This is a genomic window from Tardiphaga sp. GW821-FHT12E02, assembly GCF_058807155.1.
On record NZ_JBXAQK010000001.1, the window covers coordinates 5510304 to 5535160 of the forward strand.

Here is a 24857-nt window from a genome sequence, read left to right on the forward strand (position 1 = left end):
CGGCTTGACCGGGTGACCCAGTACGCACCGTACCGACGGCGTTTACTGGATCGCCCGGTCAAGCCGGGCGATGACAAGATAGCGTGACACCTACCGTCCCCAGCGATCCTGCCAGATTTTCTCGCCCACCATGCAATTCACCCGCGGCTCTCGCGCAGCAGCGGGAATGATCTTCGCGTAAGGCAGCGCGATGCCTGCAACTTCCATCACCAGCTTGGTGCGGATGGCTTCCTTGAACTTGTCGCGCTCCTTGATCGGCACCACGAAGGCGCCGGGGCCGCCGATCACGCAGTCCTCGTAATACCAATCGAGATTCTCGATATCCATGGTCGAGTAGGACAACTCTTTTGCCATGATGGGCAGGCCGTTGATGATGATACCCTTCTCCACCGCCGCATCGCGCGCGATGGTGACGGGGCCGCCATTGTTGTTCGGCCCGTCGCCGGAAATGTCGATGACGCGGCGGATGCCGTGCAGCGCATTCTCCTCGAATAGCGGCATGGCGAAATTGATGGCGCCGGAGATCGAGGTGCGCGATGCCCGGCGGATCGGTGCCTTGCTGATCTCGGCGGCAACGGCATCGGCCGATTCCGGCCCGTCGATCACCCGCCAGGGAATGATGACCTTCTGGTCGCTGGCAGCGGCCCATTCGAAATAGGTGACGGCGATCTTGCCGTGCATGCCGGTTTTCAGCGCCGCGAGGAATTCCTTGGAGACAATGGCCTGGGCATAGCCCTCGCGCTGGATCGCCAGCTCGTCCATATCCATCGAATAGGAGACGTCCACTGCAAGGACGAGTTCGACATCGACGACAGGTTCGGGCTTGTTCTGGGCGAGTTGCGGCCGCAGGCCGGTGGCGGCCACACTCGTGGCGTCACCGCCGAGCAGGGCGCCGGCGACGAATACCGCTCCAATCGAGACACACCAGCGCATTGCGGCCCTCCCGTTGAGAATCGAATGGTGACACGCAAATGACGCGCCGCAAAGCAGGAACCGCATCGCCCCTTCACAATCAGGTCAGCAATGCAGACAACGGCGGGCTCATCGACAGTGCGGAGCGGTGCGATTATATGTGAGCGCTTCAGAGCGCATCCCGACGCCCGCCCGCGTGACAAGCCATGCCCGACAGCACGATCAAGCCGGAAACCAAGGCAAAGCCGAAGGTCGAGCGGCCAAAACTATACAAGGTGATCCTCGTCAATGACGACTTCACGCCGCGCGAATTCGTCGTGCGGGTGCTGAAGGCGGAATTCCGGATGTCCGAGGACCAGGCGGCGAAAGTGATGATGACCGCGCACCAGCGCGGCGTCTGCGTGGTCGCGGTCTTTACGCGGGACGTGGCGGAGACCAAGGCGACGCGGGCGACCGATGCCGGGCGCGCGAAGGGCTATCCGCTGCTGTTCACGATAGAACCGGAAGAATAGCACTCCTCCCCTCATGGTGAGGAGGCGCGCAGCGCCGTCTCGAACCATGAGCTGACCTGGCCGGGAGCTCTCGGCCATCCTTCGAGACGCGGCCTGTGGCCGCTCCTCAGGATGAGGACCAAGTTTGTGGCGGCAAACTTTCATCCGCCAATCCATACACCCGCTCCGCCCGCGCAAATCCCGCAATCGGAAACTCGCCGAGATCGGTCCACACCCCCTCGCTGGCGTCGGCGAATGCCGACGACGCCACCACCGTGCGTGCGAGTTTGCCGGCAATCTTCTCCAGCCGCGCGGCAAGGTTTACGGCCGGGCCGATACAAGTAAAATCGAGCCGGTCGCCACCGCCGATATTGCCGTACAGCACCTTGCCCACGTGGAGTGCGAGGCCAAAGCGGAATTGCTCTTCGGTGAGATTGGTGCCGGCCCAGCGCAGTGCCTCGACGGCCGCGCGTGAGGCACGCGCAGCTTCCAGCACACGAGCGCATACGGCGCTGAGATCCTCGTCGTTCTCAGCCACAGGGAAGACGGCAAGCAGACCATCGCCCATAAACTTCAGCACCTCGCCGCCCTGCTCCAGAATCGCCGGCACCTGGCAATCGAAATAGCGATTCAGGATATCGACGACATTTTCCGGCTGCAGCCGGTCCGACAGCGCCGTAAAACCGCGCAGGTCGGACAGCCAGATCACCGCCTGCATGGTCTCGGTATGACCACGCCGGATCTGCCCGGCGAGGATGCGCTCGCCGGCGCGGGCGCCGACATAGTTGTCGAGCAGGCCGGATGCCGTGCGGCGGAGCAGATGGATCTCGATCATGCGGGTCAGCGATGGCATTACGCGGCGCAGACCGGCGAGTTGCTCCTCCGAAAAACCGTCGGGATCGCGCGTCGTCCAGCTCGATGCATGGACATTGCCATCGGACATTTCCAGCGGCAGCGCGATGTAGTCCGTGCTGCCTTCAGCCAGCATGTCGGCGAGGAACGGGATGTTGCTGACATTGGCACCGATCAGGCGATGGCGCACCTCAATGCCTTCATGGAAGACATATCGGAGCGGGCTGCGCAGGAATTCGTCGCCCTCGTCGTCGCCATGAGCAAGTGCGCCCAGCGTGACCTCGCCGCTTGCGCGCCAGATGAAATTGCGGCCCAGCATGCTCGGATGCAATGTGCGCACGAACACGCCGACGCGGGCAAGCGGAATGCCTGCGGCCACCATTCGCTCGCAGGTCTCGGCCATGAACAGGTCCGTGCGGACGGCCGAACGGGCGCCATCGGCAAGCCAGATAATGAGATCGTTGAGCTGCGTCGCGTTCATTGCGGATGCAGTCTAGCACAACTGTCTTTGACTTCACCTCTCCCCTCTGGGGAGAGGTCGATCGGCGCAGCCGAGCGGGTGAGGGGGCGCCGCAGATGACGTCGTTCGCAGAAGCCCCTCACCCGCGCGCAAGAGCGCGCGACCTCTCCCCGGCGGGGAGAGGTGAAGAAAGAAGCGACTAACCGACCTGCCCGCGATGGCGGATGAAATGATCGGCGATCACGCAGGCGACCATGGCTTCGGCCACCGGCACGGCACGGATGCCGACGCAGGGATCGTGGCGGCCCTTGGTGAGGATGTCCGTATCGGCGCCGTTGCGATCCACCGTTTGGCGCGGCGACAGGATCGATGAGGTCGGCTTCACGGCGAAACGCGCGATGATCGACTGGCCGGTGGAAATGCCACCGAGAATGCCGCCGGCATGGTTGGACAGGAAGGTTGGACCGTTATTGCCCATCCGCATCTCGTCGGCATTTTCCTCGCCTGTCAGCGAAGCGGCATCGAAACCATCGCCGATCTCGACGCCCTTCACGGCATTGATGCTCATCAGCGCTGCGGCAATATCGGAGTCGAGCTTGGCGTAGATCGGCGCCCCCAAACCTGCGGGCACGCCGTCGGCCACCACCTCGATGACGGCGCCGATCGAGGAGCCGGATTTGCGGATGCCGTCGAGATAGTCCGCATAGAAAGCGGCCTTCTCCGCATCGGGGCAGAAGAACGGGTTGTTGCCGACCTCGTCCCAATTCCAGTTGGCGCGGTTGATCTTGTGCGGCCCCATCTGCACCAATGCGGCGCGCACATTCACGCCCGGCAGGACTTTTCGTGCAATCGCGCCAGCGGCCACACGCGTCGCCGTTTCGCGTGCGGAGGAACGACCGCCACCGCGATAATCGCGCAGCCCGTACTTCGCTTCATAGGTGAAGTCCGCATGGCCGGGACGGAATTTGTCCTTGATCTCCGAATAGTCCTTGGAGCGCTGGTCGGTGTTCTCGATCAAGAGCGCGATCGGCGTGCCTGTCGTCACCTGCACACCGGTCTGCGGATGCGGCATCACGCCCGACAGGATCTTCACCGCATCCGGCTCCTGCCGCTGCGTGGTGAAACGCGACTGGCCGGGGCGACGGCGATCGAGATCGAGCTGGATCTCGGCCGCCTCCAGCGGGATCATCGGCGGACACCCGTCGACCACGCAGCCGATCGCCACACCATGGCTCTCGCCAAAGGTGGTAACGCGGAACATATGGCCGAAGGTGTTGTGGGACATGGAGCTCAGAGCCGATCTGCAAAGTTGCAAATGTCGTAACGCGAGTGGTCAAAAGGGTCAAATGACGACATATCGACGGTCATCCCCGCGAAAGCGGGGATCCATAACCACCGTCGAATTGGCTGGTCGCCGTCCGAAAGGCCGTGTCGTCACACCAACTGGGAGTCTATGGGTCCCCGCTTTCGCGGGGACGACGTGGCGAGCACCGCCGGGGCACGAGCCTAGCTGAACTTCTCCAGCCCATCCGCGCCGAACACATAGACCGCGCCCTGCTGGATCGGCAGCTCGGCCACGCCGTCGGGCGTGTCGATGCCGAGTGCCACCATGAGCGCGCGGCAGGTGCCGCCATGGGCCACCGCGACCACATCGCCGGTCAGCTCCGCCGCCCAGGCGCGAACGCGTTCTTCCACCTGCACATAGGTCTCGCCATTTGGCGCCGGCAGCGTCCATTTCTGGGTCAGGCGCGCCGCGAACAGATCCGGCTTGTCGGCCTGCTGTTCGGCAATCGTAAAACCTTCCCAGTCGCCGTAACCGATCTCGCGCAGGCGGTCATCGAGGCCGTAGTCGCCGACCGGGATGGCGAGCTCCGTGCGCACCAGCTCCATGGTGTTGCGCGCGCGGCCGAGCGGGCTGGCGACAAAACTCACATCGCGATGCGTGCGATTGTGGCGCGCCAGCAGATCCTTCAGCACACCGCCGGCATGGGTCGCCTGTTCGCGGCCGAGATCGTTGAGCGGAATGTCCTTGGAGCCCTGAAAGCGGCCCAGGGCATTCCACTCCGTCTGGCCGTGGCGGATGTAATAGATGACCGGCTTGGGCATGGGATGAAACTCAGGAAGAAAAAGTCGTCATTGCGAGCGAAGCGAAGCAATCCAGAAAACCACAAAGCAAGAACTGGATCGCTTCGTCGCTTCGCTCCTCGCAATGACGTGGAGAGGTGCGGAGTGCTTACTCTCCGCTGCCCATGCGGATATCCGGCGCGTCCGGCACCTTGGTGCCGAGCACGTGATAGCCGGCATCGACATGATGCACTTCGCCGGTAACGCCGCTGGAGAGATCCGAGAGGAAATACATCGAGCTCTGGCCGACTTCGTCGATTGAGACGTTCTTGCGCAGCGGCGCGTTCACTTCGTTGTACTTGAGCAGATAACGCGAATCCGCGATGCCCGCGAAAGCCAGCGTCTTGATCGGGCCGGCCGAGATTGCATTGACGCGGATGCCCTTCTCGCCCAGGTCAGCTGCGAGATAGCGCACGCTGGCTTCGAGAGCTGCCTTGGCGACGCCCATGACATTGTAGTTCGGCATCCACTTCTCGGCGCCGTAATAGGACAGCGTGACGATGGATCCGCCCTCGGTCATCAGCTTCTCGGCGCGCTGGGCGATCGCGGTCAGCGAGTAGCAGGAAATCAGCATGCTCTTGCTGAAATTCTCCGCCGAGGTGTCGACATAGCGGCCTTCGAGCTCGTTCTTGTCCGAGAATGCGATGGCGTGGACGACGAAGTCGATCTTGCCCCACTTTTCCTTCAGGCGATCGAACACCGCATCGATGGTGGCGGGATCGGTGACATCGCAATGGCCGAGCAGTTCGGCGCCGAGTTCGGCAGCCAGCGGCTCGACCCGCTTCTTCAGCGCATCGCCCTGATAGGTCAGCGCGATTTCGGCACCCTGCGCCTGGCACGCCTTGGCGATGCCCCAGGCGATGGAGCGGTTGTTGGCGACGCCCAGAATGACACCACGCTTGCCCTTCATCAGGCCTGACACTTCGCTCATATCGCCTCCGTTTTCGCTGGCGGGCCGGCTCGTGGCCGAGCCCAAAATCTGGCCTTTGGGGTACACCAGCACTGCCGCAGGGTATAGCCCCAAAGTGCCGGGATCGTGGTCTGTTCACCATGTCCGCGAGCGCAGGAATAGACGCCCGGACAAGGTGTTATGATGGATGCGGCAATTGTGGCCGCGCCGAAATACCGATGGACCCCGACCAATGGCGACAGCCTCATGAACGCATTCCGCGAGGGCGTGGAAAGCATGATCCCGGCGTTGCGGCGCTATGCCCGCGCGCTGGCGCGCGACGCCGATATCGCCGATGACCTCGTGCAGGACACGCTGGTGCGCGCGCTGCGCTCCGAAAAGCTGTTCATCGGCGGCGATCTGCGCAGCTGGCTGTACACGATCCTGACCAATCTGAACCGCAACCGCCGCCGCTCGCTGGCCCGCAAGCCCATCTTCACTGAACTGTATGACAACAATGCCGACGCGTCAGGCACCGAAGCCGAAGGCCGCGACATCTCGCGGGCTTTGGCCCATCTCGTCGAGGAGCAACGCTCGGTGCTGCTGCTCGTGATGCTCGAAGGGCTCAGCTATCGCGAGGTCGCCGATATCCAGGGCGTGCCGATCGGCACCGTGATGTCGCGCCTCGCCCGCGCCCGCGCCCATGTCAAAGCCTATCTCGACGGCGAGCGCCCGGCGCTGCGCGCGGTCAAGTGATTTCAGAGGAACCGGACATGACCGACCCGAAAATCCCCGTCACCGAAGACGAACTCCACGCCTTCGTCGATGACGAATTGCCGACCGAGCGCCGCGCCGATGTAGAAGCGTGGCTCGCAGCACATCCGGACGATGCCGAGCGCGTCCGCTCCTGGCGCAGCATGGCGGAGCTGCTGCATGCCCGCTACGACGCCGTGGCTGAAGAACCGGTGCCGCAGCGGCTCGAACTCGAACGCCTCACCCGGCAGTCCCAATCGCGGCCGTGGATGTATGGCGCCGTCGCGGCCGCACTTGTTGCGTTTGTTGCGGGCGGCAGCGTCGGCTGGCTCGCGCGCGGCGCCTCAGCTGCGTCACCGAACTTCCAGACCTTTGCGCTGGACGCGCTTGATGCGCATCGCACTTATGTGGTCGAAGTCCGCCATCCCGTCGAGGTCGCGGGCAATGAGCGCGCGCATCTGCAGCAGTGGCTGTCAAAACGCGTCGGTTATGCCATCAAGGCGCCGGATCTGGATAGCAGCGGCTTGAAACTCGTCGGCGGACGCTTGCTGCCCGGCCCTGACGCGCCGGCCGCGTTCTTCATGTATGAGACCGCGAGCGGTGAACGCTTCACGCTCTATACGTCGCGCGCCAAGACCGACACCACCTCGATGCGCTATGCCGCGCAGGACAAGGACGGCGCCATGTTCTGGGCCGACAAGGGCGTCGGCTATGTGGTGTCAGGCACGTCCGACAAGGAGCGGCTGAATACGGTCGCGCGGGCGATTTATGATCAGACGGAGAAGACAGGATCGTAGGCCGTAGGATGGGTCGAGCGGAGCGATACCCATCACCACGAACTCCGAGCGCGCGCTGATGGGTATCGCTGCGCTCAACCCATCAGCGCGCGGTGATGGGTTTCGCTCCGGCGCTGACGCGCCTTCGCTCTACCCATCCTACGGCTGCGGAGTGTTACATATCACTCCGCGGGTTATACGGATGTCCGCTCTGCCACTTCTCCATCAGGGCTTCCAGTTCGGCGTCGTTGCCGTCGGGGAGCATGATGCGGGTGGTGAAATACAGGTCGCCGGCGCCGTCGGCTTTCGGCAGGCCCTTGCCCTTCAGGCGAAACACGCGACCGCTCGACGTGTTCTTCGGGATCGATAGTTCGACCGCCCCCGTCAATGTCGGTGCACGCACCTTGGCGCCGAGCACGGCTTCATAGAGCGTGATCGGCAAATCCACGCGCAAATCGCTGCCGTCGATCTTGAACACCGCATGCGGCGCGATGGTGACCGTGATCATCAGGTCGCCGGGACGATGGCCGGGCGCGGTTTCGCCCTGGCCGCGCAGGCGGATCTGCTGACCATTGGTGACGCCGGCCGGGACCTTGACGTTCAGCTCCTTGCCCGTCGACAGCCGCACGCGCTTCTCGGTGCCCTTGACGGACTCCTCCAAGGTGACGGTCATGGCGACATTGATGTCGAGATCCGGAATGCCGCCGCCATAGGCGCTGCCACCACCGAATCCACCGCCGTCGAATTCGAACGACTGCGCGCCCGCGCGCGCGCCGCGCGGACCGGCGCCGCCGAACATGCTGTTCAGGATATCCTCGAAACCTGCTCCACCGGCGCCGGCGCCGCCGAAGCCCTGCTGGCCGCCGCGGAAGGCGTGCTCGAAGCCGGCACCACGCGCACCGCCGCGGCCACCGCCGGGAAAGCCCTGGAAGCGCTGCTTGCCCTCGGCATCGATCTCGCCGCGGTCGAACGCCTTGCGCTTCTCCTCGTCGCCGAGAATTTCGTTGGCCGAGTTCACTTCCGAAAACCGCTCGGCGGCTTTCGGATCGTCTTTGTTGGCGTCGGGATGATGCTTCTTGGCGAGCTTGCGAAAGGCGCTCTTGATCGCCGCAGCACTGGCGCCCCGCTGCACCCCCAAGACCTCATAGGGGTCGCGCATCCGTCGTCTCTCCTCAATTATGCAAATGGCGGGCGATTGCCCGCGTGAATGGCGTGCAGGCTCCGCCTGCTTGCCTTTTCATCTGGTGTGTTCGTGTCATTTTTGCAACGGGACCGCAAGCAGCTCTGCAAAACTCAGCTGCGCTTCCAAATCCTAGCTGCGCTTCCAAGGCACCAGGGTGCGAACATCCCAGCGGCCACGCTCGCCTTTACACGCCGCACCTTGCATCCAGCTTTCGGTGGTGCCGTTGACGTACGAGGCCAGGAAATCACGGCAGGTCTTGCCTTCGGCCACATAGGTGCTGGAGAGCGGCGTCACCGAGCCGCGCGCACCGGTTGCAGGATTTTCCCAGGGCTGGCTGGAGTCGCGACTGCCTTTGGTCAGGACATCGCTCGCGGCGTTCCGCGCCAGCGCCAGATCGGCTTCGGTCGGGTCGTAACTCGCCGGCTGCGCCATTGGGAAAACAGAACCGGGCGTGATCGAGCCGGTGACGTCGCCACCTTCCATTTTGGCGAACGGGCCGTCATCGCTGCGCATGATGCTGCAGCCGCCGAGACCGGTGCCGATGAGAATAGCTGTCAACGCAGCCCTGAGCGGGCACAGACCCGATAGGCCAATGCGGTCCCGTGTCCTATATAGGACCTGCCTATATGAGGATTGCCGCACGCACTCGCGGATAGGCCAACGCAATACGGAACTCCGGACATGACCGACACGACCTCCGCCATCAAAGACGCAACTCCGTTAACGTCAGGTGATTTTACGGCGGCCGAGGAGCCGTTTGCGCTGTTTTCCGAATGGTTTAACGAGGCCAAGGGGTCCGAGCCCAACGATCCGAACGCGATGGCGCTGGCCACTGTCGATGCCGACGGGCTTCCCGATGTGCGAATGGTGCTCATGAAAGGCTTCGATGCCGATGGCTGGGTCTTCTACAGCCACATCGCCAGCCAGAAGGGCCAGGAACTGGCCGGCAATCCCAAGGCCGCCCTGCTGTTTCACTGGAAATCGCTGCGCCGGCAGGTCCGCATCCGCGGCCTGGTGACGCCGGTGACGCCTGAAGAGGCCGACGAGTATTTTGCCAGCCGCCCCAAGCAGGCGCAGATCGGCGCCTGGGCAAGCAAGCAGTCGCAGCCACTGGAGAGCCGCTTTGCCTTCGAGCAGGCCATCGCCAAGGAAGGCGCAAAGCACCTGATCGGCAATGTGCCGCGTCCGCCAGGCTGGAGCGGATGGCGCATCACGCCGCAGCGGATCGAATTCTGGCACGATCGCCCGTATCGCCTGCATGACCGTATCGAATTCCGCCGCGAGGCAGCCGGCTCCGCCTGGAGCAAAGTGAGGATGTATCCGTGAACGCTGATCCGGCCGCGAGGCCCAAAGCCGCGACCCATCCCGGCTCCAACGCGCCCAAGCGCACCATGCTGCTGACAGGTGCCAGCCGCGGCATCGGCCATGCCACCGTGATGCGCTTTTCCAGCGCCGGCTGGCGCGTGCTGACCTGTTCGCGGCATCCATTCCCGGAAGTCTGCCCGTGGGATGCGGGCCCGGAAGATCACATCCAGGTCGATCTCTCCGACCATGACGACACCGCGCGTGCCATCGACGACATCAAGGAGCGCCTCAATGGCGGCGCGCTGCATGCGCTGGTGAACAATGCCGCGATCTCGCCGAAGGGCGAAGGCGGTTCGCGCCTGGGCTCGATCGGCACCGACGTCGCCACCTGGACCCATGTGTTCAACGTCAACTTCTTCGCGCCGATCATGATGGCGCGCGGATTGATCGAACAGCTCAAGGCCGCGAAAGGCTCGGTGGTGAACGTGACCTCGATCGCCGGTTCGCGCGTGCATCCCTTTGCGGGCGCGGCTTACGCGACATCGAAGGCCGCATTGGCTTCGCTGACCCGCGAGATGGCGTCCGATTTCGGTCCGCTCGGCGTGCGCGTCAATGCGATCGCGCCGGGCGAGATCGATACATCGATCCTGTCGCCGGGCACGCAGGCGATCGTCGACCACCAGATCCCGATGCATCGCCTGGGCACGCCGGACGAAGTCGCCAAGATCATCTATGTGCTGTGCACGGAGACGAGCTCCTACGTGAACGGCGCCGAGATCCACATCAATGGCGGGCAGCACGTGTAGTTGCTCGCTCCGTCCCTCATGGTGAGAAGGCGCGCAAGCGCCGTCTCGAACCATGAGCTGACAGGGCTCCGGAGTTCGCGACCATCCTTCGAGACGCGCGCAATTGCGCGCTCCTCAGGATGAGGGCGGAGTTTGTTGTAACAGGGGATTTTTAAGCACAAGGAGTGAGGCAGGCGCCTTTCTGGCGCTCCTCTTGAGGGAAGAACGGGACCGTCAGTCCGCGTAAAACTTCCGCAGCATCGGCGCGGCGGCTTCAATGCCGGCGCTCGAGCAATCATCGTCGGATTCGCCATCCAGCAGCGCCGCACCGCAATGGCGGCAATTGCGTGCCGTCATTGGCTGAGCCTTGCCGCGGCGCGCTGCCTGGTAGGAGCGCAGATCGACGACGTTCCGCCCGGGTAGTTTTGTTCTGTCAACCATTGCTGTCCTCTTCAGTCGAGACAGCGCTTATGACAGCAAGGTTTAGCGCAACCGTTCAGCGAACAGGTCGAATTTTACTGGAAACATTGTGGCGGAAGAGAGCACCTATGGATGCAGTGCCGTAGGATGGGTTGAGCCAACGGGTCGCGCGAAGCGCGCCCGATGATAAACTCCGCGAAAACCCATCATTCCGTCGATTGCCGCAGGCTCGGCCGATGGGTTTTCGCTCCGGCGCTCCGCGCCTGCGCTCAACCCATCCTACGGCCGCAGCGTCGCATTCTCGCGGCGCATGAAGCGTCCGAGGTATGAGAAGTTTTCCCCTCCAAACATGAGGGGAGGTGGCACGCCGCAAGGCGCACTTGAGTGGACTTGACGCTGCTCCTGTCTGCTGGATCGCCAGCAAACCGGAGCCGCGCAACGCCTTACGGCGCGCCACCGCGACGTTCTTACTGATCGAAGGACCGTTCTTCCGGGTACTGGGCGCTCTCCATAAGAGAGCCATCCGACGGATTTCTCCGCCTTCGCCCGCACCACGTCCAGCCGCACTAGCGGCAGGGCCCCGTAGTGGGCCCGGACGGTGACCCCCGACCACCCGAGTGCTGGGGGATACGTCCTCCCCCGGCCCGCAGGCGCCGCATCCACGTTCCGCTTAAAGACGCCTCATGAAAGCGCCCCTCACAAACGAGACGGGAGAAAGTATGGCAACGATGGGAATTTTGTCAAGAACAAAATAAGAACAAAACTCGGTACAGTAGGATGGGTCGAGCCAACGGGTCGCGCGAAGCGCGCCCGATGATAAACTCCGCGAAAACCCATCATTCCGTCGTTGCGGCAAACTCCGCCGATGGGTTTCGCTCCGGCGCTAAGCGCCTACGCTCTACCCATCCTACAGGGGTCTGCGCGCTCGAGCCTTACCCGCCCAGCTTCGCCATCAGCGCTTCCGAGATCTCGAAATTCGCATAGACATGCTGGACGTCATCGTGATCGTTCAACAGATCCACCAGCTTCATCAGCTTTTCGCCGGTCTCGTCATCCACCGCGATCGTGTTCTGCGGCTTCCAGATCAGCGCGGCCTTACGCGCTTCGCCATATTTGGCTTCCAGCGCCTTGGTCACTTCGTGGAAACTATCCTGCGACGAATAGACTTCGTGGCCGTCCTCGCCCGACACCACGTCATCGGCGCCGGCCTCGATGGCGGCTTCCAGCATGTCGTCGGCCGAGGCCTTGGCGGCGTCGTATTCGATCACGCCGACATGGTCGAACATGAAGGACACCGAACCGGTTTCCCCCATATTGCCGCCGGACTTGGTGAAGTAAGAGCGAATGTCCGACGCCGCGCGGTTGCGGTTGTCGGTCAGCGCCTGGACGATGACGGCGACGCCGCCGGGGCCGTAGCCCTCGTAACGCATCTCGTCATAGTTCTCGCCCTCGGTGCCGATCGCCTTCTTGATGGCGCGTTCGATATTGTCGCGCGGCATGTTTTCCTGACGCGCCGCGATCACGGCGGAGCGCAGCCGCGCATTCATGGCCGGATCGGGCGTTCCCAGCTTGGCCGCCACGGTGATTTCGCGCGCCAGCTTTGAGAACAACTTGGACTTCTGGGCATCCTGACGGCCCTTGCGGTGCATGATGTTCTTGAATTGGGAATGTCCGGCCATACGGTCTCTCTCGATCGTCCGACGTGAAGTGATGGTCTGTGGGGTGTGGCGCGGGGTTATAGTCCCGAGGCGGCACAAAATCAAAATGTCGCAGCCGATTAAGGACGATCACCGGCCTCCCCCGCCTGCCACTTAACGATCGTTTCACGGATCGGTGCAAGGCTACTCGCATAAATTGCAAAAATCAGGGGAGGCCGAGACAGGCCATGGCGATTCGACTGTTTCGCAGACGGCCGGCCGAGATGGCCGAACTGGCAATCCAGCCTGAAAACATTGCCCTTCCCACGCCTCCCGCCATCCCCGAACCCGACCCCGCCCGCGACATCCTGGAGTTGCTGGAGCTCGAACTCGGCGGCCTCGTGCGGCAGCTGGAAAAAGCGGCAGGCTCGGTGGCCGGCGGCGCAGAATCGACCGCCGCGACCCTGACCGCCATCCGCGACCGCACCGATGCGCTGACCCAGCGCAGCAGCGGCGCGCAGGCGACCGCGACCACCTTCGCCCATGCCGCCGACAAGTTCACCCATTCGGCGCAGGCCATCGGCGCGCAGGTGCGCGATGCCAGCAAGCTCGCCGACGAGGCCGGCGCCGCCGCCCATGACGCGAGCGTGAATGTGGACCGGCTGCGGGAATCCTCCGCCGCCATCGGCCAGGTGCTGGAGCTCATTGCGCAGATCGCCCGGCAGACCACGATGCTGGCGCTGAATGCGACCATCGAGGCCGCGCGCGCTGGCAGCGCAGGCCGCGGCTTTGCGGTTGTCGCCACCGAGGTGAAGGCGCTGGCGGTGCAGACCCAGGGCGCGACCGAGGAGATCAAGCGCAAGATCGACGCCCTGCAACGCGATGCGGCGAGTTCGGTCGAAGCCGTGCATCGCATCTCCACGGCGATCGAGGCGATCCGCCCGGTGTTCTCGCATGTGAATGGCGCGGTGGCCGAGCAGAATGCCACCACCAGCGAGATGTCGAGCAATGCGGCCTCGGCCTCGCAATTCATCGTCGCCGTGGGCGACAGCGCCCATGAGATCGATGCGGCGGCGAAGGAAGCGGCGGCGCATGGCGAGGACGTCGCGCAGGCCGGCGCCGCCGTGACGCTGTTTGCGTCAAAGCTGAAATCGCGCTGCGCGGTGCTGCTGAAGCAGGATGCCGATAGCGACGCGCAGCGCAGGCGCGAGCGCCTGCCCTGCCACCTGCAGATCACGCTGGAGACACGCGGCGGCCGCGTGAGCGCGCCGGTCTATGAGATCGCAATGGACGGCGTGCTGATCGGTGGACCTGATGCCACGCGGCTGCCGCTGCATGAGGTGCTGTCCGCCGAGCTTGGCGATATCGGCGCCTGCCGGCTGCGGATCGACGCTCATGACAAGTCCGGAGCGCAGGCGCGTTTCATCGCGCCGGATGCGCATGTCGTCAGCCGCATCGAAGATCGGCTGTGGGCGATCCATGACGAGAACACCGAACTGGTGACCCGCGCGCTTGATGCAGGCGCTGCGCTGAACAAGATCTTTGCCGAGGGGATCGCGTCAGGCGCGATCACGCTCGATGACATGTTCGACGAGACCTATGAGGAAATCGCCGGCAGCAATCCCGTGCAATATCGCACGAAGATTCTGCCCTGGGCCGACCGCGCGCTGCCGGAATTCCAGGATGCGTTTTTGGCGACGGATTCGCGCATGGCGTTCTGCGCCATGATCGATCGCAATGGCTATCTGCCCGTGCATAACGGCATCTATGCGAAGCCGCAGCGCCCCGGCGATGTCGCCTGGAACACGGCCAACAGCCGCAACCGCCGCATCTTCAACGATCCGGCCGGCCTCGCCGCCGGGCGAAATACGCGCGCTTATCTGATCCAGAGCTATGCCCGTGACATGGGCAACGGCCAGACCGTGATGATGCGCGAGATCGACGTGCCCGTGCGCGTACAGGGCCGGCACTGGGGTGGGTTCCGGACGGCATATAAGCTCTGATTTGTAGGGCCGCCTCACACTCTCCCCCCTCATCCTGAGGAGCGGCCGCAGGCCGCGTCTCGAAGGATGGCGGAAAGCTCCGAGCCCAGCCATCTCATGGTTCGAGACGGCGCTGCGCGCCTCCTCACCATGAGGGACCGAGCGGGGGCGACTTAACACCGCGCTCCCGGAACCGATGTCATACCAATGACATTCGATATTGGTTCAACCCACGAACTGACATTGATCACCCATTCCGATTTCCCGAGGCGACCATGAACGAACTCTCCCCCGACAATGCAAAAGCGATGCATGACCGCGTGCGTGAGGAGATGCTCGACAGCTATGACGAGGAAATGGAGCTCGAACTCGACGAGGATCGCCTCGACCAGATGGCCGACGAACTCGCGGGCCAGAACGCCGGCAGTTCCGTCGATCGCCGCACCTATTTCAAGGAGCTGTTCCGCCTGCAGGGCGAGCTGGTGAAGCTGCAGAGCTGGGTGCAGCATGAGAAACTGAAAGTCGTGGTGATCTTCGAGGGCCGCGACAGCGCCGGCAAGGGCGGCGTCATCAAGCGCATCACCCAGCGGCTCAATCCGCGCGTCTGCCGTGTCGCCGCACTGCCGGCACCAAACGAGCGCGAGCGCACGCAATGGTACTTCCAGCGCTATGTCTCGCATCTGCCGGCCGGCGGCGAAATGGTGCTGTTCGACCGCTCCTGGTACAACCGCGCCGGCGTCGAGCGCGTGATGGGCTTTTGCACCGAAGCCGAGGTGGAAGAGTTTTATCGCACCGTGCCGGAATTCGAACGCATGCTGGTGCGCTCGGGCATCATCCTGATCAAATACTGGTTCTCCATCACCGACGAGGCGCAGCACCTGCGCTTCTCCATGCGCATTGCCGATCCGCTCAAGCAGTGGAAGCTGTCGCCCATGGACGTGCAGTCGCGTGCGCGCTGGGAGGCCTATACCAAGGCCAAGGAAGCGATGCTCGAACACACCCATATCCCGGAAGCGCCGTGGCATGTGGTGCAGGCTGTCGACAAGAAGAAGGCCCGCCTGAACTGCATCGCGCATCTGCTCGAGCAGATCCCGTATGGCGAGGTGCCGCAGGACGAAGTCATCCTGCCGCCGCGCGTGCGCAATCCGGACTACTTCCGCAAGCCCGTGCCGCCGGAAATGTATGTGCCGGAGAAGTATTGATCAGGCCCTCATGGTGAGGAGCGCGCCGCTTGGCGCGCGTCTCGAACCATGAGATGGCGAGGCTCGGCGCACGCCACCATCCTTCGAGACGCCGCGCTTTGCGCGGCTCCTCAGGATGAGGACACAGCGGATTGCGGACGCAGTCGCCTCACCAGAAATCCGGCACCGTCTGCGACAGACGTCCGCCGATCCGCACCGGTGCGATCCGCGTCGCCAGCCCGGTCTTGTCGTCCGTCTCCACCGCGACGCCCGACAGCGTCGCGGGGCCGAAGGCTGGCTCGAAGCGACCGCTCGGGATGCCGGTGACGAAGCGGCGGACCGGCTCTTCCTTCTGCATGCCGATCACGGAGTCATAATCACCGGTCATGCCGGCATCGGTCATGTAGGCGGTGCCGCCGGGCAGAATCTGGTGATCGGCCGTCGGGATATGCGTATGCGTGCCGACCACGAGGCTGACTCGGCTGTCCAGGAAATGGCCCATGCCCTGCTTCTCGCTGGTCGCCTCGCAATGGAAATCGACAACGATGGCATCCGCAGCGTCCACCAGCGGACACGCTTCGATTTCTTTCGCGATGCCGGCGAACGGATCGTTCAGAGGCTCCATGAAGACACGGCCCATGGCATTGATGACCAGCGCACGGGCGCCGTTCTTGGCGTCGATCAACGCGGCACCGCGGCCAGGCGTGTGGCGCGGAAAATTCAGCGGACGGATCAGGCGCGGCGCGCGCTCGATGAAGACCAGCGCTTCCTTCTGATTCCAGGCGTGGTTGCCGAGCGTCACCGCATCGGCGCCGGCATCGATCAGGTCATTGTAGATGGACTCGGTGATGCCGAAACCGCCGGCAGCGTTCTCGCCATTGATAACGACGAGATCGAGCTTCCAATCGCGGATCAGGCCGGGAAGCTTGTCGAGGATGATCACGCGGCCGGTCTTTCCGACCACGTCACCGATGAAGAGAATACGCAACTCAGATGCTCCGAAAATCGATCATACGCGTCTCGGTTAGCACGAAATCGAGCGCCACGTCGTGCGGCTGCATGGGGATGGCCTCGATTTCCTGGGTATCGAAGGCCAGGCCGATGGCGGTAAACGGCTTGATCGCCCTCAATTGCGCGAAGGTGCGGTCGTAATGGCCGGCGCCATAGCCGATGCGGTGGCCAGCGCGGTCGAAGGCCGCGAGCGGCACCAGCAGGATATCCGGTATGAGTTGCGGCGCCTCCGGCGGCGGCTCGAGAATGCCAAGCGAGCCGGCGACGAGGGCACTGTCGGGCTTCCAGACGCGGAACATCAGGGGTTCGTCGCGGGCGATGATCACCGGCAGCGCGAGACGCGCGCCGTGGGCCGCGAGCGCCTGCATCAGCAGCACCGGATCGATCTCGCTGCGGATCGGGGAATAGCCGGCGACGATGGTGCCGGGGGCGATGGGGAGCGGAAACGGATGCGCGGCCAGTGCCCGTGCAGCAGCATCACGCGTGGCCTCGCCCAGCGCAGAGCGCCGTGCGAGGGCGGCGATGCGGAGTTCGGTTTTGCTGGGGGTCGGCGGCGTATCGGACATGCTGCAGACTAGGCCTCATCGTGCCGCTGCAAAAGCGGATCGGCGCGATACCTCAATGGCTTTGAGCGATGAGGTTAAGGAGCACGCATAGGCGTGACGAAAAAGAAAAGTGCGAAGCCACGGTGGCCGTTGAAGCACGCGATCCCGGAGCACCTACGAAAGTAGGTGGGCACCGTGTGACCAGGTCCACGGACCTGGCCAGGGACAGTTCCCGTGAGGATCGATAAGGCCCCGGGGATATATGGCTCCTGACGCGCGACGCAGCCTCGCATGAGCAATGTAGGGGTTATGGGGCGGATGCGCCAGTGGTGCCCGTCGTCCCCGCGCAGGCGGGGACCCATACACACAGGCGAAATGGCGGAGACAGGGGTGTGGCTGCTCGGCCGTCTGAATTGCGTTTCGGGGGTTATGGGTCCCCGCCTGCGCGGGGACGACAACCTAGCCGATCGCAACCCCGCCGCCGATGGTGCGGTTGAGCACCTGAGTCGTCTTCTCGATACGCTCGGCTGCCGCGTTCAGCGCCGCAGCCACCGCCGTCTGCGTCGCGCGGGCGCGATCGGCGGCGACGACGCGAACGTCACGCAAGGCCATCAGCTCTTCCTGCAGCGCACGGATCTGCGCGTTGGCATCGACCAGCTCGTCGGCCACCATCAGCGCCGCCATCACCGTGAGACGGGCATCGCCGATCTCGCCGAATTTGCCGCGCAAACCGGTGACCCGCGATTCGAGACTATCGGCGAGACGCAGCAGGCGCGTCTCCTGCCCTTCCTCGCAGGCCATGCGATATTGCCGGCCATTGATGGTGACGTTGACGTGGGTCATGCCATGATCACTCACGAACCTGCTCCGCCAGAACCGTGCGGATGGTGCCGATGGCGGCATCCAGGGAGCCTGCAATCTCGCGATTGGTGCGCTCGAGTTTTCGCGTTTTCACCAGCGAACCATCGAGCTCGTCGGCGAGGCGCGAGCGATCGGCGCCGAGCGCCTGGATCCGCGCCGCCAGCTCATCCTCATCGCGATCGGCCTCGCGACGGCGCTCCACAGCGCTTTCGAGCGCATCCAGCGCCGTCATCAGCCGGCGCGTCGCGGACTCGATCTCCTGCGCCCCGCCATGGGCAGGGTCGGAGGCAGAGAGATGGGCGGGACGTTCGATCATACCGGCGCGAGACACCTTGGCTGGCGGAACCTGACTGGGCGCGCGACGCCAAAAAACACGCCGCGGCAAGGTTTTAGGCTCGAAATTTAGGCGGACGGCGCTTCGGACGCAACGCCGGCCCAAAACCTATGCACCGTAAAGCGGTCAAAAACCGGGGTTATCCTGCGAACGAGGCCGCACTCCCGGGGATGGCTTGGACTCCCGGAACCGAGGTGCTATCCACCCGTTCTCCAATGCGATGCCGCACATACTGCAATGCCGCACACCCCGCGGCTGCAGACGGTTCACTCCCAAGACGGCTCAGTTTTCAAGATAAACGGAACACAAGATGGCGCAGGTTGATCACTCGAAAATGGCCAATGCTATTCGCGCTTTGGCCATGGATGGCGTGCAAAAGGCCAATTCCGGCCATCCCGGCCTGCCCCTCGGCGCCGCGGACGTCGCCACCGTGCTGTTCACCCAGTTCCTGAAATTCGATGCCGCCGATCCGAAGTGGCCGGACCGCGACCGCTTCATCCTGTCGGCCGGCCATGGCTCGATGCTGCTCTATGCCCTGCTCTATTTGACGGGCAACAAGGAGATGACGCTCGACCAGCTGAAGAATTTCCGCCAGCTGCATTCGGCGACGCCGGGCCATCCCGAGAATTTCCACACATCGGGCGTCGAGACCACGACCGGCCCGCTCGGCCAGGGTGTTGCGACATCCGTCGGCTTCGCGCTCGCCGAGCGCATGCTTGCTGCGGAATATGGCGATATCGTCGATCACCACACTTATGTGCTGTGCTCCGACGGTGACCTGATGGAAGGCGTCAGCCATGAGGCGCTGGCGCTTGCCGGCCATCTCAAGCTGTCGAAGCTGATCTTCCTGTATGACGACAACGGCATCTCCATCGATGGTCCGCTGTCGCTGACGGACAGCGTGGATCAGGTCGCGCGCTTCAAGGCGCATGGCTGGAACGCCGTTCAGATCGATGGCCATGATCAGGCTGCGATCGCCGCTGCCATCAAGGATGCGCAGAAATCGGATCGTCCGTCGCTGATCGCCTGCAAAACCACGATCGGCTTTGGCTCGCCGAAGCGCGCCGGCACCTCGAAGGCGCATGGCGAGCCGCTTGGCGCGGAAGAACTCGCAGCGACGAAGAAGGCATTGGGCTGGGATTACGGCCCGTTTGAAATCCCGGACGACATCCTCACTGCCTGGCGCGATGTCGGCAAGAAGGGCGCCGCTGCGCACGCCGACTGGCAGAAGCGTTTTGACGCGCAGCCGGCCGACAAGAAGGCTGAGTTCACGCGCCGCAACGACCACAAGCGCCCCGCAGCCATGGCAGACGCGATCCGCCAGCTGAAGAAGAAGCTGGTGGACGAGCCGCAGACTGTGGCGACCCGCAAGGCGAGCGAACTCGCGCTGGAAGCGCTGGTGCAGGTGGTACCGGAAATGGTGATCGGCTCGGCGGATCTTACCCCGTCGAACAATACCCGCACCAAGCAGGCGATCGAAGTGAAGACCGGCGACTTCAAGGGCCGCTATATTCACTACGGCATTCGCGAAATGGGCATGGCTGCAGCTATGAACGGCATTGCGCTGCATGGCGGCTTCATCCCGGCCGGCGCGACCTTCATGTGCTTCACCGATTATGCGCGTCCCGCGATGCGTATCTCGGCGCTGGCGCAGATCCCGGTCATCTACATCATGACGCATGACTCGATCGGGCTCGGCGAAGACGGCCCGACCCACCAGCCGGTGGAGCATCTGGCCGCCATGCGCGCGATGCCGAATATGCGCGTCTTCCGTCCAGCCGATACGGTCGAGACTGCGGAGTGCTGGCAGCTGGCGATGGAGAAGACCAATGGTCCGACCATGCTCGCGCTGTCGCGCCAGAATCTCGCGCCGGTGCGCACCACGCATCACGATGACAACCTCTCCGCCAATGGCGGCTATGAGCTTGTCGCCGCCAACGGCAAGGCCGCCGTCTCGATCTTCGCATCGGGCTCAGAAGTCGAGATCGCCGTCGCCGCACAGAAGACGCTGGCCGAGAAGGGTATTGCCACGCGCGTGGTCTCGGTGCCCTCGCTCGAACTGCTGCTGGAGCAGCCGGAAGACAAGCAGAAGGCGATCATCGGCGATGCGCCGGTGAAGATCGCGGTGGAGGCCGCCGTGCGCTTCGGCTGGGATGCCGTGATCGGCCATGACGGTATCTTCATCGGCATGACGGGCTTTGGCTCCAGCGCGCCGGCGAAGGAGCTGTACAAGCTGTTCGGCATCACGCCGGAAGCCGTTGTGGACGCCGCTACCCGCAAGCACAACGCGGCTTAACGCTACCGGGACATTGGTGATGTGACGCATTGCACCAATGTCCCATTCAGGGCATGAAATGCCCGCAAACGGGACTATATGAAGCCCTCACGCAAGGCAGGGCGCAACAAGGAGAAAATGAATGGCGATCCGGGTTTCGATCAACGGTTTTGGCCGCATCGGCCGCAACGTGCTGCGGGCGATCTACGAGTCGGGCCGCACCGACATCGAAGTGGTTGCCATCAACGATCTCGGCCCGGTTGAGACCAATGCTCACCTGCTGCGCTTCGACAGCGTGCATGGCCGCTTCCCCGGTGAAGTGACTGTCGACGGGGACACGATCCAGCTCGGCAAGGGCAACAAGATCAAGGTCACCGCGGTGCGCGATCCGAACACGCTGCCCTGGAAGGACCTCGGCATCGACATCGCGCTCGAATGCACCGGCATCTTCTCGGCGAAGGCAAAGGCCACCGCGCATCTCACCGCAGGCGCCAAGCGCGTGCTGGTGTCCGCACCGTCGGACGGCGCTGACGCGACCATCGTTTATGGCGTCAACCACAAGACGCTGACCAAGGATCATCTGGTCGTCTCCAACGGCTCCTGCACCACCAACTGCCTGGCGCCGGTTGCCAAGGTGCTGAACGAGACCGTCGGTATCGAGACCGGCTTCATGACCACGATCCATGCCTACACCGGCGACCAGCCAACGCTCGACACGCTGCACAGCGATCTCTATCGCGGCCGTGCAGCAGCCATGTCGATGATCCCGACCTCGACGGGTGCTGCCAAGGCCATCGGCCTGGTGATGCCTGAACTGGCCGGCAAGCTCGACGGCGTCTCGATCCGCGTGCCGACCCCGAACGTCTCGGTCGTCGACCTCAAGATCATCGCCAAGAAGGCGACGACCAAAGAAGAGATCAACGAAGCCATCAAGAAGGCCGCCGCCGGCGAGCTGAAGGGCGTGCTCGGCACCACCGCGCACCCGAACGTGTCGATCGACTTCAACCACGACCCGCATTCGTCGACCTTCGCCTTCGACCAGACCAAGGTACAGAACGGCACGCTGGTGCGCGTGCTGTCCTGGTATGACAACGAGTGGGGCTTCTCCAACCGCATGGCCGACACGGCCGTCGCGATGGGCAAGCTGCTGTAAGCAGACCGACTAACTCATGGTTCGAGACGCGCGCCTGTGGGCGCGCTTCTCACCATGAGGGTTCTTCTCCAGAACTCCGCCTCATCCTGAGGAGCCGCGCCTCGGCGCGGCGTCTCGAAGGATGAGAGCCAACCGACCGAGCCAGCCATGACCAATTCTTTCCGCACCCTCGATGATGTCGATGTGAAGGGTAAGCGCGTTCTCGTGCGCGTCGATCTCAATGTCCCCATGGACAGCGGCAAGGTCACCGACGCGACCCGGCTTGAGCGCATTGCGCCGACCATCACCAGCATCTCCGACAAAGGCGGCAAGGTCATCCTGCTCGCACATTTCGGCCGCCCCAAGGGCCGCGACGAGAAGAACTCGCTGAAGCCGGTCGCTGCCGCGCTGGCCAATGTCCTCAACAAGCAGATCGCCTTCGCCGACGATTGCATCGGTGAGGCTGCCGCGAAGGCCGTGGCCGCGATGAAGGATGGCGACATCCTCTGCCTGGAAAACACCCGCTTCCACGCCGGCGAAGAAAAGAACGATCCGGCTTTCGTGGCCGAACTCGCCAAGCTCGGCGACATCTGGGTCAATGATGCGTTCTCGGCGGCACATCGCGCGCACGCGACCACCGAAGGCCTCGGCCATAAACTGCCGGCCTATGCCGGCCGCACCATGCAGGCCGAGCTTGATGCGCTCGGCAAGGCACTGGATGCGCCAAAACGCCCTGTGATCGCTGTCGTCGGCGGCGCAAAGGTCTCGACCAAGATCGATCTGCTCGAAAACCTCGTCAGCAAGGTCCAGGCGTTGGTGATCGGTGGCGGCATGGCCAACACCTTCCTGCATGCGCAGGGCATCGGCGTCGGCAAGTCACTGTGTGAAAAGGATCTGGCGCCAACGGCGCTGCGCATTCTCGAGAAGGCCGAACAAGCCGGCTGCGCGATCATCTTGCCGGTGGATGCGACGGTCGCATTCAAGTTTGAAGCCAACACGCCGTCGCAAGCCTATGGCCTCGATGCGATCCCGGCAGATGGCATGATCCTCGATGTCGGCCCGCAATCGATCGAGCGCATCCATGCGGCGATCGACGATGCCGCAACGCTGGTATGGAACGGCCCGGTGGGCGCGTTCGAAATCGCACCGTTCGATCGCGGCACCGTGGTGGCTGCAAAGCATGCCGCCAAGCGGACCAACGAAGGCAAGCTGATCTCGGTGGCTGGCGGCGGTGACACTGTTGCTGCGCTCAACCATGCAGGCGTGGCGGATGATTTCACCTACATTTCCACAGCTGGCGGCGCCTTCCTCGAATGGATGGAAGGCAAGCCGCTCCCGGGCGTCGAAGTGCTGAAGAAGTAGTTTTTAGCAACTTCAGATTGCCGTTGCAGGCCGATACGTTTATGATATGTTCCTGCAATGGCAACCGAACCGATCAACATCACGACAGATATCCTGATCGCAATCCGAGAGGATATTTCGTTATTTCGCCAGTCGGTCGAGCAGCGTCTTGATCGACTGGAGGAAATAAGCCGCAAGCAGCGCCGTGACGCTGCCGGCATGCTCGTCATGATGCGGGCAACGGCTGGTGATTTCGACGAGAGAGTGACCGAAGTTGAAGAACGTGTCGCTGCACTTGAGTCCGGCGAGCATTAGGCGTCTCTTATTTCCGCTTGCTGGAACGGCATACCACTTCGCGCATTAACGCTGGCCGCTCGCGCGACGTCTGGCGTCTTGGATTCGCCTCGGGCTCGCGCTATGAGCGGGGTATCCCTTTGGCGCGAACCCGTGCCCGTCTCATAAAACCATAACTCAGGAGTTTCCCGCATGGCCCGTATCACGTTGCGTCAACTGCTCGATCATGCGGCGGAAAACGACTACGGCGTACCGGCCTTCAACATCAACAATATGGAGCAGGCGCTGGCCATCATGGAAGCCGCCAACTCCGTTGATGCGCCGGTGATCATCCAGGCGTCCCGCGGCGCGCGCTCCTACGCCAATGACATCATGCTCAAGCACATGATGGACGCCGTCACCGAAATCTATCCGCACATCCCGGTCTGCGTGCATCTCGACCACGGCAACGAGGCCGCCACCTGCATGACCGCGATCCAGGCCGGCTTCACCTCGGTGATGATGGACGGCTCGCTGAAGGCCGATGGCAAGACGCCGGGCGACTGGGACTACAATGTCGGCGTGACCAAGACCGTGACCGACATGGCGCATCTCGGCGGCATCTCGGTGGAAGGCGAACTCGGCGTGCTCGGCTCGCTGGAAACCGGCGAAGGCGAAGCCGAGGACGGCCACGGCGCCGAGGGCAAGCTGTCCCATGACCAGCTGCTGACCAATCCCGATGAAGCCGTGAAATTCGTCAAGGAAACCCAGGTAGACGCGCTGGCGATCGCCATGGGCACCTCGCATGGCGCCTACAAGTTCACCCGCAAGCCGGATGGCGACATCCTCGCCATGAACGTGATCGAGGAAATCCACCGCAAGCTGCCGAACACGCATCTGGTGATGCACGGCTCATCCTCGGTGCCGCAGGATCTGCAGGACATCATCAACAAGTTCGGCGGCCAGATGAAGCCGACCTGGGGCGTGCCGGTGGCCGAGATCCAGCGCGGCATCAAGCATGGCGTGCGCAAGATCAATATCGACACCGATAACCGCATGGCGATGACCGGCCAGATCCGCAAGATCCTGTCCGAAAATCCCAGCGAATTCGATCCGCGCAAATATCTGAAGCCGGCGATGGAAGCGATGACCAAGCTCTGCAAGCAGCGCCTGCAGGAGTTCAACACCGCCGGCCAGGCCAGCAAGGTGAAGCGCGTGCTGACCACCGCCGAGATGGCCAAGCGCTATGCCGCAGGCGAGCTGAACGCGAAGATCGCCTGATTGCACGCATCCCGAACGGATGCACGCATGACTTGCAGACCAGGACGACTTTCG

At 63.4% G+C, this 24857-nt stretch carries 25 protein-coding genes and 1 other RNA gene; 12 read left to right on the forward strand and 14 right to left on the reverse strand.

Annotation, left to right across the window (positions count from 1 at the left end; genetic code table 11):
* Nucleotides 1-90: 90 nt before the first annotated feature.
* The gene (locus tag AC1RQ5_RS25860) at nt 91-933 is read right to left on the reverse strand and encodes a DUF1194 domain-containing protein (protein WP_398484589.1); all 843 of its coding nucleotides are present in this window, start codon (nt 931-933) and stop codon (nt 91-93) included.
* Between the two features lie 185 nt (nt 934-1118).
* On the opposite strand from AC1RQ5_RS25860, the gene clpS reads away from it, so the two are divergent.
* On the forward strand, nt 1119-1424 hold the full coding sequence (gene clpS, locus AC1RQ5_RS25865) for an ATP-dependent Clp protease adapter ClpS (RefSeq protein WP_398484587.1): 306 nt from the start codon (nt 1119-1121) through the stop codon (nt 1422-1424).
* Nucleotides 1425-1530: 106 nt separating this feature from the next.
* Here clpS and AC1RQ5_RS25870 read toward each other — a convergent pair whose 3' ends face one another.
* The 4 genes from AC1RQ5_RS25870 to fabI all read right to left on the reverse strand — a co-directional run bounded on the left by AC1RQ5_RS25870 (nt 1531) and on the right by fabI (nt 5770).
* A complete protein-coding gene (locus AC1RQ5_RS25870) occupies nt 1531-2736 on the reverse strand; it encodes an adenylate/guanylate cyclase domain-containing protein (RefSeq protein ID WP_493202800.1) in 1206 nt (401 codons plus the stop codon).
* Nucleotides 2737-2914: 178 nt separating this feature from the next.
* A complete protein-coding gene (gene aroC, locus AC1RQ5_RS25875) occupies nt 2915-4000 on the reverse strand; it encodes a chorismate synthase (protein ID WP_493202802.1) in 1086 nt (361 codons plus the stop codon).
* A 221-nt stretch (nt 4001-4221) separates the two neighbouring features.
* The gene (locus AC1RQ5_RS25880; protein WP_493202804.1) at nt 4222-4821 is read right to left on the reverse strand and encodes a histidine phosphatase family protein; all 600 of its coding nucleotides are present in this window, start codon (nt 4819-4821) and stop codon (nt 4222-4224) included.
* Nucleotides 4822-4948: 127 nt separating this feature from the next.
* Entirely contained in the window at nt 4949-5770 is an 822-nt protein-coding gene (fabI, locus tag AC1RQ5_RS25885; protein ID WP_493202806.1) for an enoyl-ACP reductase FabI, read from the reverse strand.
* Between the two features lie 225 nt (nt 5771-5995).
* Between fabI and AC1RQ5_RS25890 the strand changes: the two genes are divergently transcribed.
* Nucleotides 5996-6484, forward strand: coding sequence for a sigma-70 family RNA polymerase sigma factor (locus tag AC1RQ5_RS25890; protein WP_398481559.1), 489 nt, complete (start codon nt 5996-5998; stop codon nt 6482-6484).
* 17 nt (nt 6485-6501) lie between these two features.
* Nucleotides 6502-7278, forward strand: a complete 777-nt coding sequence (locus tag AC1RQ5_RS25895) for an anti-sigma factor family protein (RefSeq protein ID WP_493202808.1) — start codon at nt 6502-6504, stop codon at nt 7276-7278.
* Nucleotides 7279-7432: 154 nt separating this feature from the next.
* On the opposite strand, the gene AC1RQ5_RS25900 is transcribed toward AC1RQ5_RS25895, so the two are convergent.
* Complete coding sequence (locus tag AC1RQ5_RS25900) at nt 7433-8416, reverse strand: DnaJ C-terminal domain-containing protein (protein ID WP_493202810.1); 984 nt, start codon at nt 8414-8416, stop codon at nt 7433-7435.
* A gap of 153 nt (nt 8417-8569) precedes the next feature.
* Nucleotides 8570-8998 carry an RT0821/Lpp0805 family surface protein gene (locus AC1RQ5_RS25905; RefSeq protein ID WP_493202812.1) on the reverse strand — a complete coding sequence of 143 codons (429 nt, stop codon included), beginning with the start codon at nt 8996-8998 and terminating at the stop codon, nt 8570-8572.
* A gap of 123 nt (nt 8999-9121) precedes the next feature.
* Between AC1RQ5_RS25905 and pdxH the strand changes: the two genes are divergently transcribed.
* Together pdxH and AC1RQ5_RS25915 are read left to right on the forward strand one after the other, a co-directional pair.
* Nucleotides 9122-9766: a pyridoxamine 5'-phosphate oxidase gene (pdxH, locus tag AC1RQ5_RS25910; RefSeq protein WP_493202814.1), complete on the forward strand. Its 645-nt coding sequence runs from the start codon at nt 9122-9124 to the stop codon at nt 9764-9766.
* A gap of 65 nt (nt 9767-9831) precedes the next feature.
* The gene (locus tag AC1RQ5_RS25915; RefSeq protein ID WP_398481573.1) at nt 9832-10551 is read left to right on the forward strand and encodes an SDR family NAD(P)-dependent oxidoreductase; all 720 of its coding nucleotides are present in this window, start codon (nt 9832-9834) and stop codon (nt 10549-10551) included.
* Nucleotides 10552-10764: 213 nt separating this feature from the next.
* On the opposite strand, the gene AC1RQ5_RS25920 is transcribed toward AC1RQ5_RS25915, so the two are convergent.
* Both AC1RQ5_RS25920 and AC1RQ5_RS25925 read right to left on the reverse strand, forming a co-directional pair.
* Complete coding sequence (locus tag AC1RQ5_RS25920) at nt 10765-10971, reverse strand: hypothetical protein (protein ID WP_493202816.1); 207 nt, start codon at nt 10969-10971, stop codon at nt 10765-10767.
* A gap of 911 nt (nt 10972-11882) precedes the next feature.
* The gene (locus AC1RQ5_RS25925) at nt 11883-12629 is read right to left on the reverse strand and encodes a YebC/PmpR family DNA-binding transcriptional regulator (RefSeq protein ID WP_398481546.1); all 747 of its coding nucleotides are present in this window, start codon (nt 12627-12629) and stop codon (nt 11883-11885) included.
* 206 nt (nt 12630-12835) lie between these two features.
* Between AC1RQ5_RS25925 and AC1RQ5_RS25930 the strand changes: the two genes are divergently transcribed.
* Nucleotides 12836-14590 (forward strand): methyl-accepting chemotaxis protein, encoded by a 1755-nt coding sequence (locus AC1RQ5_RS25930; protein ID WP_493202818.1) that lies wholly within the window; start codon nt 12836-12838, stop codon nt 14588-14590.
* A gap of 254 nt (nt 14591-14844) precedes the next feature.
* Nucleotides 14845-15771, forward strand: coding sequence for a polyphosphate kinase 2 (gene ppk2 / locus AC1RQ5_RS25935; RefSeq protein WP_493202820.1), 927 nt, complete (start codon nt 14845-14847; stop codon nt 15769-15771).
* A gap of 148 nt (nt 15772-15919) precedes the next feature.
* Here ppk2 and AC1RQ5_RS25940 read toward each other — a convergent pair whose 3' ends face one another.
* From AC1RQ5_RS25940 to AC1RQ5_RS25960, 5 genes are all read right to left on the reverse strand, one after another.
* The gene (locus tag AC1RQ5_RS25940; protein ID WP_398481536.1) at nt 15920-16738 is read right to left on the reverse strand and encodes a TIGR00282 family metallophosphoesterase; all 819 of its coding nucleotides are present in this window, start codon (nt 16736-16738) and stop codon (nt 15920-15922) included.
* 1 nt (nt 16739) lies between these two features.
* Complete coding sequence (locus AC1RQ5_RS25945) at nt 16740-17327, reverse strand: 5-formyltetrahydrofolate cyclo-ligase (RefSeq protein WP_493202822.1); 588 nt, start codon at nt 17325-17327, stop codon at nt 16740-16742.
* 110 nt (nt 17328-17437) lie between these two features.
* Nucleotides 17438-17597, reverse strand: a non-coding RNA gene (gene ssrS, locus AC1RQ5_RS25950) — 6S RNA.
* A gap of 168 nt (nt 17598-17765) precedes the next feature.
* Nucleotides 17766-18149, reverse strand: a complete 384-nt coding sequence (locus AC1RQ5_RS25955) for a cell division protein ZapA (RefSeq protein WP_398481570.1) — start codon at nt 18147-18149, stop codon at nt 17766-17768.
* Nucleotides 18150-18156: 7 nt separating this feature from the next.
* On the reverse strand, nt 18157-18483 hold the full coding sequence (locus tag AC1RQ5_RS25960; protein ID WP_398481532.1) for a DUF4164 domain-containing protein: 327 nt from the start codon (nt 18481-18483) through the stop codon (nt 18157-18159).
* A 328-nt stretch (nt 18484-18811) separates the two neighbouring features.
* Between AC1RQ5_RS25960 and tkt the strand changes: the two genes are divergently transcribed.
* The 5 genes from tkt to fba all read left to right on the forward strand — a co-directional run bounded on the left by tkt (nt 18812) and on the right by fba (nt 24803).
* On the forward strand, nt 18812-20797 hold the full coding sequence (gene tkt / locus AC1RQ5_RS25965; RefSeq protein WP_493202824.1) for a transketolase: 1986 nt from the start codon (nt 18812-18814) through the stop codon (nt 20795-20797).
* A 121-nt stretch (nt 20798-20918) separates the two neighbouring features.
* Complete coding sequence (gap, locus tag AC1RQ5_RS25970; RefSeq protein ID WP_493202826.1) at nt 20919-21929, forward strand: type I glyceraldehyde-3-phosphate dehydrogenase; 1011 nt, start codon at nt 20919-20921, stop codon at nt 21927-21929.
* Between the two features lie 147 nt (nt 21930-22076).
* Entirely contained in the window at nt 22077-23270 is a 1194-nt protein-coding gene (locus AC1RQ5_RS25975; protein WP_493202828.1) for a phosphoglycerate kinase, read from the forward strand.
* Between the two features lie 57 nt (nt 23271-23327).
* A complete protein-coding gene (locus AC1RQ5_RS25980) occupies nt 23328-23564 on the forward strand; it encodes a hypothetical protein (RefSeq protein WP_493202830.1) in 237 nt (78 codons plus the stop codon).
* A 171-nt stretch (nt 23565-23735) separates the two neighbouring features.
* On the forward strand, nt 23736-24803 hold the full coding sequence (fba, locus tag AC1RQ5_RS25985; protein WP_398481520.1) for a class II fructose-bisphosphate aldolase: 1068 nt from the start codon (nt 23736-23738) through the stop codon (nt 24801-24803).
* Nucleotides 24804-24857 lie beyond the last annotated feature (54 nt).

Coding starts and splice junctions, on each gene's coding strand:
- AC1RQ5_RS25860 (WP_398484589.1), bottom strand. CDS start 933: ATGCGCTGGTGTGTCTCGATTGGAGCGGTATTCGTCGCCGGCGCCCTG.
- clpS (WP_398484587.1), top strand. CDS start 1,119: ATGCCCGACAGCACGATCAAGCCGGAAACCAAGGCAAAGCCGAAGGTC.
- AC1RQ5_RS25870 (WP_493202800.1), bottom strand. CDS start 2,736: ATGAACGCGACGCAGCTCAACGATCTCATTATCTGGCTTGCCGATGGC.
- aroC (WP_493202802.1), bottom strand. CDS start 4,000: ATGTCCCACAACACCTTCGGCCATATGTTCCGCGTTACCACCTTTGGC.
- AC1RQ5_RS25880 (WP_493202804.1), bottom strand. CDS start 4,821: ATGCCCAAGCCGGTCATCTATTACATCCGCCACGGCCAGACGGAGTGG.
- fabI (WP_493202806.1), bottom strand. CDS start 5,770: ATGAGCGAAGTGTCAGGCCTGATGAAGGGCAAGCGTGGTGTCATTCTG.
- AC1RQ5_RS25890 (WP_398481559.1), top strand. CDS start 5,996: ATGAACGCATTCCGCGAGGGCGTGGAAAGCATGATCCCGGCGTTGCGG.
- AC1RQ5_RS25895 (WP_493202808.1), top strand. CDS start 6,502: ATGACCGACCCGAAAATCCCCGTCACCGAAGACGAACTCCACGCCTTC.
- AC1RQ5_RS25900 (WP_493202810.1), bottom strand. CDS start 8,416: ATGCGCGACCCCTATGAGGTCTTGGGGGTGCAGCGGGGCGCCAGTGCT.
- pdxH (WP_493202814.1), top strand. CDS start 9,122: ATGACCGACACGACCTCCGCCATCAAAGACGCAACTCCGTTAACGTCA.
- AC1RQ5_RS25915 (WP_398481573.1), top strand. CDS start 9,832: ATGCTGCTGACAGGTGCCAGCCGCGGCATCGGCCATGCCACCGTGATG.
- AC1RQ5_RS25920 (WP_493202816.1), bottom strand. CDS start 10,971: ATGGTTGACAGAACAAAACTACCCGGGCGGAACGTCGTCGATCTGCGC.
- AC1RQ5_RS25925 (WP_398481546.1), bottom strand. CDS start 12,629: ATGGCCGGACATTCCCAATTCAAGAACATCATGCACCGCAAGGGCCGT.
- AC1RQ5_RS25930 (WP_493202818.1), top strand. CDS start 12,836: ATGGCGATTCGACTGTTTCGCAGACGGCCGGCCGAGATGGCCGAACTG.
- ppk2 (WP_493202820.1), top strand. CDS start 14,845: ATGAACGAACTCTCCCCCGACAATGCAAAAGCGATGCATGACCGCGTG.
- AC1RQ5_RS25945 (WP_493202822.1), bottom strand. CDS start 17,327: ATGTCCGATACGCCGCCGACCCCCAGCAAAACCGAACTCCGCATCGCC.
- AC1RQ5_RS25955 (WP_398481570.1), bottom strand. CDS start 18,149: ATGACCCACGTCAACGTCACCATCAATGGCCGGCAATATCGCATGGCC.
- AC1RQ5_RS25960 (WP_398481532.1), bottom strand. CDS start 18,483: ATGATCGAACGTCCCGCCCATCTCTCTGCCTCCGACCCTGCCCATGGC.
- tkt (WP_493202824.1), top strand. CDS start 18,812: ATGGCGCAGGTTGATCACTCGAAAATGGCCAATGCTATTCGCGCTTTG.
- gap (WP_493202826.1), top strand. CDS start 20,919: ATGGCGATCCGGGTTTCGATCAACGGTTTTGGCCGCATCGGCCGCAAC.
- AC1RQ5_RS25975 (WP_493202828.1), top strand. CDS start 22,077: ATGACCAATTCTTTCCGCACCCTCGATGATGTCGATGTGAAGGGTAAG.
- AC1RQ5_RS25980 (WP_493202830.1), top strand. CDS start 23,328: ATGGCAACCGAACCGATCAACATCACGACAGATATCCTGATCGCAATC.
- fba (WP_398481520.1), top strand. CDS start 23,736: ATGGCCCGTATCACGTTGCGTCAACTGCTCGATCATGCGGCGGAAAAC.